The sequence below is a fragment of the Leyella stercorea genome (genome assembly GCF_019052365.1).
Taxonomy (GTDB): domain Bacteria; phylum Bacteroidota; class Bacteroidia; order Bacteroidales; family Bacteroidaceae; genus Prevotella.
Genome location: NZ_JAHQUY010000038.1, coordinates 1 through 13210, shown reverse-complemented (window position 1 = coordinate 13210; position 13210 = coordinate 1). Strand labels below are relative to the sequence as shown.

Sequence of the window (13210 nt, the reverse complement as noted above, 5' to 3'; positions counted from 1 at the left end):
TCATGAGTGAAACTGAAATATATAACAGATTAAATGAACTTAGCTCTTATTTCTCATTTGGTAGAGTATTAGGATATATCGCTTTTTTTGAGACTATAGGAATAGATTATCAACTACAACATGGGCAGGATGCAAATAAAGATAGAATGTTATCTTCTGAGTTGAATTTTTTAACAGGTTTATGGATTCAGAATGTAGTACTTAATAAAACATGGGACATAAGACATGATGATGATTTTACGAGAGAAGTTTATAAGTTGATGGACGATTTACATTCTTTATTTCTTAAAAAGAATGATTTGACTAATCAATTTATTGAGATGTTTTTCTATGAAGGAGATCTGGCTTACGATTGGCAATATACCTATTATGCTCAAAAAAAGTATAATAAGCCCTGTTTGCATAATGTGTTAAAAAACGATTTCAATTTTGACACAAATGTTTTAAATTCCACATTGCATAAGATTAAGAGTTGTATAGAAAAACAAATAAAAAGGCGTAGAGAAGAAAAAAGGAAACACCATAAGTTTATCTCGCCCATGAATGCTTTTACTATTAAGCCCAATATTATTAAAAAGAAATTTAGTTTTGAAGAACAATCTGTAATTAAGGCTCTTTCCTTTAGATTAGGAAGTGATATTGACAAACCAATTAGTAAAATTACTGATTTTAATAGCTATGTAAAATATCCTATTATTGAATTGCCAAATAATAGGGGCTGTTTTTGTGTAAATGAGAGTGCAATTTCTATAGCTATGAATGAGACTCCATTTTATTGGCTACAATCGTCTTCTTATTTTGGCAAGAATTTAGGAACTATCCGTGGGGACATTGCAGAAAAACTGGTTTTAGAGATAATACAACGTAGATTTCAAAAGAACGTTTTTGCTCATATACCTATAACCAAGACAAAGTCTTCTAACATGGTTACTGATATTGATGTTTTCTTCTCCTATAAAGATACAGGAGTTGTTTTTCAAGTAAAAAGTAAAAGATTAACTGAGTTATCAAAGCAAGGTGATGCTGAGTCTATAGAGAATGATACGAAAATGGCTATAATTGAAGCCCATGAACAAGGATTGAAATGTATAGAATGTATGCAAAATGCAAATGAATATTATTCTTTAAGAAAACATGGGTTAGGTTATGTAAGTTCTTTATCTTTATATAATGTTTGTATTACTCTTGATACTTTTCCGGGAATTTCAACTCTCAGCTACATAAAAAGCTATAGCCAGCAATCTTCACCAATTATTGCTATGTCATTATATGATTTAGACTCTATTGTTTACTTGTTTCAGCCAGAACAAATTGTTGATTATTTTATATTTCGAGAGAAATGTATTAAAAATGCTATATATGGAATAAACGAAATTTATTATATTGGTGCTTATTTGGCGAAGATAATGGGATATGGTATTAATTTTACCAACAACAAAATTCCAAGAGAATATGCATTGTATGCTGATTATATAATTAAAAAAAGTAAGATAGAGAAGTATGCACAGAAGGATGTGGATTGTGGCTTGGTGGAATTATTAGATATGTTCAAACCGAAGAAGCCTATAAAATGTAAATAAAGCAGTTAAAAGGTATAATATACATGTCGCCAGTTCAACTGAATAGCTCAGCAAAACAATTAGACTAAGCAGGTTGCTGCTCGCGAAGCCATAAAACGCAGCGTTGAGGCTGGAAGATAGGCTGGCAGATAACCCGTTTCTGAGATTATCTGCCAGCCTTTATAGTATTAATAATGTGCGAGTTACGGCGAAGCTGGAAGATATGGAGGATTTTTTCAGCTACACTACTTATCTCGGAGTAATCTCTTCTGTTCACGTTCAAAGTTTTCAAGGAAGTGAATCTCTACAGCGGAGAGATTATTCTGGGTGCGCTCCTTGAACTTGTCGTATTCATTGTCGGCTTTCTCCTTGGCGAGTTTGGCGGAGATTTTACCGGCATGAGTAAGGATGTCCTTTCGGGAGATACGCAGGAAGTCGTCGAGAATGTTTATCCAGTCCTTCATGTACATCGGGCGGTGTTCCTCAGCCTGCATTTCGGCGAAGTCGAGATACAGACTCACGATGCGGTTAAGCGACTTCACTTCCTCGTGCGTGAGATAGTTCTTTGCTATTTCGGCTTCGGGCTTCGTAGGCATAGCTCCAGCCCATGTGGTCAATCCCATGAAGTCTTTCTCAGCATCAGCTCGCTCGTATATTATTTCTGCCGCCGTATGCCCATGAACCGAATAATGCATCTTGTTCTGTACAGTCTTGAAGAACTTCTGTGTCATTTCCACTCGCGGATCGTAGTCGATGCTGAGGGCATATATCTCAAGCACCTTGCGGTAGAACACCTTCTCACTGGAGCGGATATCGCGTATTCTTGCAAGCAACTCGTCAAAGTAGTTGCCTCCTCCTGCACGTTTCAGCAGGTCGTCGTTCATGGCAAACCCCTTAACAATATACTCCTTCAATACCTTTGTCGCCCATATACGGAACTGAACGCCACGATAGGAATGCACGCGGTAGCCTACGCTGATAATCATGTCGAGGTTGTAGTAAGCTACAGAGTATGTTTTACTATCAGATGCAGTTGTTGCAAAAAATGCAACAACTGATTTTTCCTCCAACTCCCCATCCTCCAGCACATTCTTTATGTGTCGTGAAATAGTGGATTTGTTGCGCTGGAACAGTTCAGCCATCTGGTCAAGCGAGAGCCAGACGGTATCGTTCTGCAGCTTCACCTCAATCTGTGAATCGCCGTCAGGAGTTTGGTATAACAGAAATTGTCCTTTATCCATATTTTTCTATTGCTTATTCCTCAGCTCCGCAATCAAGTCGTTAACAATATACGTGTCGCTCATCAGATGCAGCCCGAGGTCTTTGTCGTGAAGCATACGGCAAACGTCAGAGTCATAGAAAATCTGCAAGGCTCTGTCTGTTGATATATGCAGAGTATCAGCTAACTGCGCAATGATACGTGCTATTTTGTTCCATAATAAGAAGTCTAACATAACTATACCCTTTCGTATGATTTAAACTGCAAATTATAGTATTTGCTTTTCCATTTATTCTTTTTCCCAATTTTTCAGAGCCTCAACGACATCGTTCGCTACGGCTTCGCGGCTCTCGGTATGCAAAGTGTCGTAGCAATTCTGTATGAGACTCTTGATAAGCCCCACCTTCTCCAGTCGCCTTCTCATCTCCGACGGCGATATATTCATCTTCTGCGCAGAAGCCTCGATAGCCAACACCGTAAAGGCGAGGCGGTCGAACTCCTTTGTTCTGTTCATTGTCTCCATTGCAAATAATTAGTATTCAAATGCAAATATATACTTTTCATTTGAAACCTCGTGCGTCTTTCAAGTTAAAATAAAAAAACGACTCCCATAATCCTTGCGGACTATGGGAGTCGTCATATTATGTAAATCTCGCTAATAGCGAAGAATTACTTCTTGTTCAGTGCGAGGTCGATAGCAACGGCGATAGCTACAGAAGCACCTACCATCGGGTTGTTACCCATACCGAGGAAGCCCATCATCTCTACGTGAGCAGGTACTGAAGAAGAACCTGCGAACTGAGCGTCAGAGTGCATACGGCCGAGAGTATCGGTCATACCGTAAGAAGCAGGACCTGCTGCCATGTTGTCCGGGTGGAGTGTACGGCCTGTACCGCCACCAGAAGCAACTGAGAAGTAAGGCTTACCTGCGAGGATACGCTCCTTCTTGTATGTACCAGCTACCGGGTGCTGGAAACGTGTCGGGTTTGTAGAGTTACCTGTGATAGATACGTCTACGTCCTCGCTCCAGTTGATAGCAACGCCCTCGCGAACGTCGTTAGCACCGTAGCAGTTAACCTTAGCGCGCGGACCGTCTGAGTAAGCGATGCGGTCTACTACCTTCAGCTCGCCTGTGTAGTAGTCGAACTCTGTCTTAACGTATGTGAAGCCGTTGATGCGGCTGATGATCTGAGCAGCGTCCTTGCCAAGACCGTTGAGGATAACACGCAGCGGGTTCTTGCGAACCTTGTTTGCCATCTCAGCAATCTTGATAGCGCCCTCAGCAGCTGCGAATGACTCGTGACCTGCCAAGAAAGCGAAGCACTGTGTCTCCTCGCGGAGAAGACGAGCAGCGAGGTTGCCGTGGCCGAGACCTACCTTGCGGTCGTCAGCTACAGAACCAGGGATGCAGAATGCCTGCAGACCTACACCAATTGCCTCAGCAGCGTCGGCAGCTGTCTTAACGCCACGCTTGATAGCGATAGCTGCACCTGCAACGTATGCCCACTTTGCGTTCTCGAAGCAGATGCGCTGTGTGTCCTCACACATCTGATAAGGATCAACACCTACAGCTTCGCAAATCTCGTTAGCCTCTTCAAGGCTCTTGATTCCCTCAGCGTTGAGAGCGGCAAGAACCTGAGCCTCGCGGCGCTCCTGACTTTCGTAACTTACTTTTCTAATCATAGTTGTGTATCTCCTTATTATTCTTTACGTGGATCAATTGCTTTAACAACACCCTGCTCGGCAGTTGTACGACCGTAAGAGCCAGTGAACTTCTTCACAGCCTCGTTAGCGTCCATACCGTTCTTGATAGCTTCCATCATCTTGCCGAGGTGAACATACTCGTAACCGCAAACCTGGTTGTCCTTGTCGAGGAACTGACGTGTGATGTAGCCCTCTGTGAGCTCCAAGTAGCGTGTACCCTTAGCTACTGTACCGTAGAGAGTACCTGTCTGTGAGCGAAGACCCTTGCCGAGGTCCTCAAGACCAGCACCGATTACGAGACCGCCCTCAGAGAATGCGCTCTGTGTACGTCCGTAAACAATCTGGAGGAAGAGCTCGCGCATAGCTGTGTTGATAGCATCGCAAACGAGGTCGGTGTTCAGAGCCTCGAGGATTGTCTTGCCCGGGAGAATCTCAGAAGCCATAGCTGCTGAGTGAGTCATACCGGTGCAACCGATAGTCTCAACGAGAGCCTCCTGGATAACGCCGTTCTTAACGTTCAGAGACAGCTTGCAGGCACCCTGCTGCGGAGCACACCAACCCACACCGTGAGTATAGCCAGAAATATCCTTAATCTCCTTGGCATAAATCCATTTTCCTTCCTCAGGAATTGGAGCCGGTCCGTGGTTAGGACCCTTTGCGACAACGCACATGTTGTCTACTTCTTTTGAATAAATCATAATCGGTTATAATAATTTAAATTATTAATGTGTAAAGTCTTTTCTACGAAAGCGGCATAAGCTTTTAAGGCTCACACCCTTTACGCTTACAAAATTACAAAAAAAGAATTATACTATACCTATTTTGAGGTATTTTTTTGTTTTCATTTCACGAATTATGCATTATTTGTTTTTTGTTTGCACAATAGGACATCTATAGTGTCGGCATCGCTTTTCACTAATATCCAGGGTTTTGCGCGAGATTCGGGTTCAGTTCACGTGCTTTTTCCGGTATCGGGAAAACTATAGTGTATCGCTTCTTGTCGGCGGCTGACGGTGTGTGGATGTCGTACGGAGCGCAGTAGGTGCCGAAGCGTATCATGTCCTGCCGGCGCCAGCCTTCCCACACGAGTTCGAGCAGACGCTCGTCGAGGATGTTAGCGAGGGTGGCTGCAAGCGAGGGCATTCCGGCACGCGAGCGCACGGCGTTGAGTTGCTCGTCGCCCGGCTCTCCGTTTCTCACCTTTGCCTCTGCCTTCATCAGCAGCACATCGGCGTATCTATAGAGTACGATATCGTTGTCGGGCATACGTCCGTCGGAGTAGGCTGTGCGGTCTACCTCATATTTCTTCATGCGTGCTCCTGCCGTTTCGATGTATTTGCTTGCCGTGAGATTCTGCTCAACAGCGAGCGGCATGTACTGGAGCGGCGTGCCGTCGTCGAGGGTTACATACTTGCCGTCCACCTCCACCCTACCCGTGTAGAAGTTATGTTCGAGGCGCGTGTCGGGCGAAGCTGTGCCGTAGCCGTTTACAGCCATGGTGTGCAGCGTGGCGCATGTGCCATTCTCGGAAGCGCCGCCGTATGCACCGCCGTGTGCGTAATGGCGCGAGCGGAAAAGATAATGAAACTCGTTCAGATAGAGCATCTTGTCTAACGGAATGGTAAAGATGTTCTCCTTCGAGTTTTCGTTGTGCACGGCGAAGTTGCTTGCATAGTCGCTCTCGAGCGAATATCCGGCAGCTGCTATCAGGTCGCAGTAGTGGATGCAGGTCTGCCATGCGTTCTTCTGTGTGCCGTCGATGTCGAACAATATCGTCTTGCCGTCTGGTCGTGACGAGTCGGTCCAGTTGTTGTCGGTGTACACTTCGGCGTTGAGTGCGAGTTTGGCAAGCAGGAACCATGCCACCGGACGCGTCACCCTACCGTAGTAGTTGCCCTGCAGGTTGCTGTGCTCAAGGGGCAGAAGCGGCGCCACGGTCTGCAGTTCGTTCACGATATAGCCGAACACTTCGCTGCGCTCGCTCTGACGTATATCGGCAGTCTTTTGCGCTGTCGACTCAAGAATGGGTATGCGTCCGAACATGTCCATAGCATAATAGTAGAACATGGCTCTAACGGCTCTCACTTCCGCCTTGTACTCGTCACGCTGTCGGTCTGTAAGCAGCGCCTTGTACTGGTCTATCGTCTCCAACGACTTTGTGGAGAGCACGATAACCTTATAGAGATATTTCCAGACCTTGTACAGATCGGTATCGGTGGCAGTCCATGTATGTTTGTACATGTTTTCCCAGAGTCCGCCGTCATACCAGTTGCCGCCGCGTATGGGCATGATGGCCTCGTCGGTGGTCAGCGTGTTGTAGTCGTATATGCCGCGGCATGTGCCTTGCAAGCCTTCGCACTCCTCGTGTGCACCTATATAGTTATACAGCGAAGCTACAGCGTTGATGTACAAACTGTTGGCAGAGTCGTAAATATTCTGCTCCGGCAACTGGTCTTTTGGTGCTTCGTCGAGACAACTCGTCAGCGAGAGCGAAAGGGCGAGAACAGACAATGCGAAAAATTTATGTTTCATAGTCATTAATCGTTACGTTGGTGAAAACATTTCGGGCTGTTTAGAACTGCACGCTCACTCCTATAGAGTAGGTTCGGTAGGTAGGATAGCAGCGCTTGTCGTCGATGCCCATTGACGAGTTGACAACATACGAGTTGATCATCGGTGTCAGTCCGCTGTAGGACGTGATGGTGGCGAGGTTGTTGACGCTGCACGACACGCGCAGCGAGCGCACTATGTTGCTCTTCACCGGCACGTTGTAGCCTACGGTGAGATACTCGAAGTTGAGATAGTCGCCACGTTCGAGCCAATAGTCGGACACGTTCTGGTCGACGATGTTACGTTCGGGCGCACCTTTCATCACGTTGTATATCGGGAACGACGACATGTTGTTGTATGCCAATGCCGTACCGTTGAATATCTTGTGTCCGAAGGCTCCGTTCATCTGCAGCGACATATAGAAATTCTTGTAGCGCAGCGATATGTTGGAGCCGAGCGTTGCCTTTGGCGTGGCTTGTCCGCAGATGCGTCGGTCGCCACCGTCGCCGAAGTCGATAGTGCCGTTGTTGTCGAGGTCTTCTATCCTATACTTCATTGTGCCCTGCTCGTCCTTGTAGAGTCCGGTGCAATGAGGCAGATAGAACACACCCAAGGGTTGTCCTACAATCTGGTAGAGCACATGGTTGTTGTCACCGCCGTTCTGACCGGCTCCGTCTATGGAGCCGATGGCTGTGATGTTGGCAGCCGACATATTCATGCCGTTATAGTTGCCAGAGAGCGACAGCAACTTATTCTTCTGGAACGAGAGATTCATGCTCACGTTTAGGTCTATATCCTTTGTCTGCACCGGAGCTATAGAGAAACCAATTTCAAGACCCTGGTTCGACATAGCGCCGATGTTTGCCAACAGCTTGTCGTAGGCAAACGGCGGCACGGGCACATCGTAGAAGTAGAGCATGTCGGTGGTCTTAGAGTAATAGTATTCGGCGGTAAGCATAAGGCGGTTGTGCCACAGTCCGATCTCGCCACCGATATTGAACGTCGACTTTGTCTCCCATTTCAGGTCGGGGTTGTTGTTGCGTATGGTGCCGAGCGTCACAGTCGGCGTGTTGTTGACGGGTACGATGCCCGTCTGCTGCACGTTGTTCATTGTAGTATAGGCAGATATGCCGCCCAGATTGCCCGAACGTCCGTAGCCTGAACGCAATTTCAGAGTGCTTATTCCGTCGAAACCGCTTAAGAAACGCTCTTTCTTAACGTCCCATTCTGCCGAGACAGACGGGAAGAAGCCCCATGTATGGTCGTCGCCCACCATAGACGAACCGTCGCCACGCATAGTGAGCGTCAGCTTATACTTATTATATAATGTATAGGAGGCGTTTGCCATGACCGACGCCAGCGACTGGTCTTCGTAGATGCTGCCCGTAGCGCCATAGGGACGCGACGCAGTGACTCCGATGTTGTCGTAGCCGAACTCGTTTGTCGTTATACCCTTGGCGCGTGTCCAGAATGCCGTGCGTTCCAGGTAATGATATTCAGTGGAGAATCCGGCAGACAGCGAATGGATGCCCCATGTATGGGCATAGTCGAGCGAGACATTGCCGAGATACTCCTGTTTCTTGAACTCGCCGCGATATACGTTGCCCTGCGCCCACAACCATGTCGGGCAGAACTCAGAGTTCTCGTTTGAGGTGTAGGAGTAGCTGCCGAATGCCGACAGATTGAGCGACGGCGCAAGCTTGTAGAGCAGTCGCATGTGGGTATTGAAGTACATCTCCTTCTGGTCGCTACATTCGGCAAGTACGGCAGAAGGCGGATTGATACGATATGCAGAACCGTTCTTTGTCCAGTTGCCGTTGGCGTCGCGTCCGGCAGGGTAAGTAGGGTTCTGGCATGCAGCTGAGTAGAACAGCATCTGCGGGTCGAAGATGTCATTGTTCTTGTATGTAGATCCGAACACACCGAAGTCGCCGACGAGACGGTTGCCGAAAGCATGCTGCGTGACGTCAATCTTTGCCACAAAATTGTTGTAGTCCTTGGTCTTTATGATGGTGTTATGGTCGATATAACCGAACGACGCACGATAGTTCGAGTGTTCCGAGCCACCGCTGAAAGCCAGGTAATGGTTCTGTACGAAGCCGGTTCGAGTGATTACGTCGTAGAAGTTGTTTTTGTATCCGCCGTTGTTGGCGTATATCCCGAGGCGTTTGGCAGTAGCAAGATATTCGTCAGCCGAAAGCATGTCGAGTTTCTTTGACATGGCTTCCAGTCCGATGTTTGTCTCGTAAGATATTTGGAATCCTTTACCTGTGCCCCTCTTTGTCTTCACCTCGATAACACCCGACGCACCGCGCGAGCCGTAGAGGGCGGTCTCGGCGGCATTCTTAAGCACCGAGAAACTCTCTATATCGGCAGGATAGATTGTAGAGAGCGTGGCGATATCGCTTGTCACGCCGTCGATGATGACGAGAGGGTCGTTGCCTCCGACTATAGACGTGGTGCCGCGCACTCGCACCGACGAGAGCTGCGCCATACGGTCCATGCCGTTCGAAGTAACATTAACACCGGCTGCATTGCCGTTCAACACGTCGAGGGCATTGTTTACGATACCTTTGTTCTGTACCTTCAGGTATGTGGAGATCGTGTCGCGCTGCACGTTCAGCTCCTGCACCTGAGCAGTGGCAGATGCTGGTATTTGCAGCGAGACGACTGCCGCTGCAAATATGTATTTGTGTAGTTTCTGGAGTTTCTTCATCTGTTCACAGTATGTTTAGGCTCTCTATAAAATGTTTGTTTTGTGCCGCTAAATTACAAATTATTCTGCAATTAAGCAAATAGTCAGAAACTCTGTTGCCGCCGCGAAACTTTTTTGTATTAAAACATGATGTAATGTTTTGCCAATCAGATAATAATAGGTAACTTTGCAGAAAATCTATAATACAACAAATCAATTTCTTAATTAAAAACAATGAAACAACTTTTACGTAACGTAAGCACACTGATGGCTTTGTTTTTCGTCAGTGTGTTGGGCATTGTTGATGCTAAAGCAGAGACAATCACCCCCCCCAACTGGTAACGACGTATGCTTGTTGAGTTCGCTCGACCTGACTACTGTCACTTATTTCAACGACGATAATAAGAATAAGGTGTATGCCGACAAGGCTACGTTTGGTACACCGCTTATTATAGCCGGCGACACTTACACAACGGGTGTAGGCACACATGCTCCTTCAAAATTTGTGGTGAAGGTGAATGGTGCCAAAAGTTTTCACGCTATTTTCGGTATCGATGGTGCAGCGCCTACCCAGGCTAAGCACGGCATCGTTGACTACACTGTCACTACTTACAACAGCAGCAAGCAGGCTACGACTGTGAAGAGTGGCACTATCACTGTCAACGACGCTGCAGGCACAACGGTAGACGTAGACCTTAACGACGTAGTATACCTCATCCTCAACTTCGACAAGGGCGAAGAGGCTTGGGGCGACCACGTAGATCTCGGCAACGCCTACTTCAAGTACGCTGGCACAGCACCGCAGCTCATCAACGAGTCGGACATGTGGCAGGGTGGCTCTAACGTAGTCACTATCCCTGATGCTCCTTGGGGTCAGGAATACATCCGCCTGTCTTCTCTCGAAATAGAAAAGACAAAGTGCGGTTGGGAGAACCACACACCGAAGAAGGACAAGAGCATCGACGGCAACAATATCACCATTGGTGGCAAGGTATACGAGAGCGGAGTGGGCACACACGGACCGTCGCAGATTATCATCAAGCTCAACGGATCGGTAACCGACTTCTACACTGTGCTCGGCGTTGACGACGAGGTGAAGGAGGCAGGCAACTTCGACTATCATGTTTACGTAAAGGCTGAAGGCGGCGCTACAGAGGATGTGGCTAAGGGTACTATCAACCGCTTCTCTAACCAGTCGGTAGACATACACGCAGACAACCTCAGCGGTTGGAAGTATCTCTATCTTGAGACATCGAACGGCACTGACGGCACTAACACTTGCGACCACGTTGACTGGGCTAACGCTTATCTCGTGTTCCAGGATCAGAACTCTACACGTCCGTGCATCGTGAGCGCAGAGGAACTCACCACAAAGCTCGCATGTGCTACAACCGTATTCTCACAGCCTAACGTGCGCTTCATGCAGAAGGTTCGCTCTACCGTTACTGGCGCTCAGCTCTCTGTAAGCAATCTGCCTGCAGGTCTTACATGGAACGCAGCCCGCAATATCGTAGAGGGCGTAGTTGCTGAAGAAGGCGTGTACACTTATCAGATTAACGTTACTGTAGACGGCGAGACAACATCGGAGGACGTAACACTCACCGTATCAAGCTCTCTGCAGCACCCCGTTCCGTTCATGGGCTGGCTCTCTTGGAACTCGGTTCAGGGCAACATCTCACAGAAAATCATTGAGCAGGCTGTAGAACTCTTCCAGAACAAAGGTCTGTACGAGTGCGGTTGGAACCACATCATGATGGACGACCTCTGGCAGGGCACACGCAAGGCTGACGGCACACCGCAGCCTAACGCATCACGCTTCCCGAACGGTCTGAAGACTGTTGCAGACTATGTTCACAAGAACGGCATGAAGTTCGGTCTTTATACCGACGCTGCTGACAGAACATGTGCTGGCGCTTTCGGTTCGTACGGCTACGAGACAATCGACGCCAAGACATACGCCGAGTGGGGCGTAGACGTTGTGAAGTGCGACTACTGCTATGCGCCGGACGACGTAGAGACAGCCAAGAAGCGCTACAAGGCTCTCGCAGACGCTTTCGCTGCTGCTGGCAACAACACTATGCTCTACATCTGCGAGTGGGGCGTGCGCGAACCGTGGAAGTGGGGTGCTGAGGTAGGCGGACGCTGCTGGCGCATCTCGCAGGACGTACGCGACTGCTGGACTGGTTCAGGCAGCGGCGTAGGCGTCGTACAGAGCATCGAGGCTATGAAGAACCTCTCTGCTTATCAGGGCGTGAACCGCTTCAACGATTCGGATATGCTTTGCACTGGTCTGCACGCTACCGGCAAGTCGTCTAACGACCTCTGCGGCGGCACTGGCGCCGGTATGACCGACGACGAGTATGCTACACAGTTCGCTCTCTGGTGTATGTGGTCTTCACCGATGGCTCTGTCGTTCGACCCGAGCAAGAACACTCTCACCGATGCCGACTTCAAGCTGCTGCGCAACAAGGAGCTCATCGCTCTCAACCAGGACCGTATGGGCCAGCAGGGCGACCTCATCTCTGAGGCAGACAACCTCGTTGTCTTCGCTAAGGACTGCGAGAACGGCGACGTGGCTCTCTCTGTAACCAACATGTCAAGCTCTGAGAAGCAGGCTACATTCGACTTCGCTGCTATTCCGGCTCTCGACCCGACAAAGACTTACACCGTTCGCGACGTTATGGAGAACGCTGAGGCAGGCGAAGCTACGGGTACATTCACAACCGATGTGCGCAAGCACGCTACACGTGTGTTCCGTCTGGCTGAGAAGAAGGTGGTTGACGGCGTAGCTTCTACGTTTGCTGCAAAGGATTTCAGCATTGTTGCTGGCAAGAACTGCGTTAAGATAAGCATGCCGGAGACAGCAGGACTCGCAAAGCGCATCCTCATGAGCGATTTCGAGGGACGCGTTGTAAGCGGAATCAACACCACAGCCGACAAGGCAAAGGTGGCTCTCGCAAAGGGCACATATCTCGTTACTGTAGTATGCAACGCTCATGCAAGAACCGTGAAGGTACAGATCTAATGCTACACGCATAGAATATTACTTATACATTTATATATAAACCGCCCGGATAGGACAGTCGGAAACGACCCCTATCCGGGCGGTTTTTCTGTATGTAACTGTTTCGTAAATAGCTTGTCAATGTTTTTCAGCACAGCAGAAACGCTGACGTAACACCATAGGCGTAACTTTGCGGCAGCTAAAAGAAAGTAACAAGGATGAACAACAGAAACTGTAGTTTGGTGGCAGCGACGACGCTGCTGATGACTTGCTCCGCAGGGGCTTTCGCCCAGCAGATAAGCGGAACGGTCGTGGACAAGAAGAGCAACGAGACTCTTATCGGAGCTGTGGTGTCGGTGGAGGGCAGCAACGCAAAGGCTGTGACCGACACTGACGGCAATTTCGAGCTGAACGGTCTGAAGAATACCCCAATTCGGGATAAAATAGCGATTAGTTGCATGTGAAGACAGATACACGAG

At 48.1% G+C, this 13210-nt stretch carries 9 protein-coding genes; 3 read left to right on the top strand and 6 right to left on the bottom strand.

The window, feature by feature from the left end:
* Window positions 1-2: 2 nt before the first annotated feature.
* Complete coding sequence (locus KTQ90_RS08050; RefSeq protein WP_217317963.1) at window positions 3-1580, top strand: hypothetical protein; 1578 nt, start codon at window positions 3-5, stop codon at window positions 1578-1580.
* A 224-nt stretch (window positions 1581-1804) separates the two neighbouring features.
* Here the strand turns inward: KTQ90_RS08050 and KTQ90_RS08045 are convergent, their stop codons facing one another.
* From KTQ90_RS08045 to KTQ90_RS08015, 6 genes are all read right to left on the bottom strand, one after another.
* On the bottom strand, window positions 1805-2800 hold the full coding sequence (locus KTQ90_RS08045) for a virulence RhuM family protein (protein ID WP_217317961.1): 996 nt from the start codon (window positions 2798-2800) through the stop codon (window positions 1805-1807).
* Between the two features lie 267 nt (window positions 2801-3067).
* Window positions 3068-3292: a DUF3791 domain-containing protein gene (locus KTQ90_RS08035; protein ID WP_407936611.1), complete on the bottom strand. Its 225-nt coding sequence runs from the start codon at window positions 3290-3292 to the stop codon at window positions 3068-3070.
* Between the two features lie 155 nt (window positions 3293-3447).
* Window positions 3448-4461 carry a GGGtGRT protein gene (locus tag KTQ90_RS08030; protein ID WP_022158622.1) on the bottom strand — a complete coding sequence of 338 codons (1014 nt, stop codon included), beginning with the start codon at window positions 4459-4461 and terminating at the stop codon, window positions 3448-3450.
* Window positions 4462-4478: 17 nt separating this feature from the next.
* The gene (locus tag KTQ90_RS08025; protein WP_022158621.1) at window positions 4479-5180 is read right to left on the bottom strand and encodes an iron-sulfur cluster assembly scaffold protein; all 702 of its coding nucleotides are present in this window, start codon (window positions 5178-5180) and stop codon (window positions 4479-4481) included.
* Between the two features lie 217 nt (window positions 5181-5397).
* Window positions 5398-7020 carry a RagB/SusD family nutrient uptake outer membrane protein gene (locus KTQ90_RS08020; RefSeq protein ID WP_407936610.1) on the bottom strand — a complete coding sequence of 541 codons (1623 nt, stop codon included), beginning with the start codon at window positions 7018-7020 and terminating at the stop codon, window positions 5398-5400.
* Window positions 7021-7054: 34 nt separating this feature from the next.
* Window positions 7055-9748 carry a SusC/RagA family TonB-linked outer membrane protein gene (locus KTQ90_RS08015; protein WP_254359396.1) on the bottom strand — a complete coding sequence of 898 codons (2694 nt, stop codon included), beginning with the start codon at window positions 9746-9748 and terminating at the stop codon, window positions 7055-7057.
* Between the two features lie 334 nt (window positions 9749-10082).
* On the opposite strand from KTQ90_RS08015, the gene KTQ90_RS08010 reads away from it, so the two are divergent.
* A complete protein-coding gene (locus KTQ90_RS08010; protein ID WP_217317957.1) occupies window positions 10083-12752 on the top strand; it encodes an NPCBM/NEW2 domain-containing protein in 2670 nt (889 codons plus the stop codon).
* A gap of 197 nt (window positions 12753-12949) precedes the next feature.
* Window positions 12950-13195: a carboxypeptidase-like regulatory domain-containing protein gene (locus KTQ90_RS08005; RefSeq protein ID WP_217317956.1), complete on the top strand. Its 246-nt coding sequence runs from the start codon at window positions 12950-12952 to the stop codon at window positions 13193-13195.
* Window positions 13196-13210 lie beyond the last annotated feature (15 nt).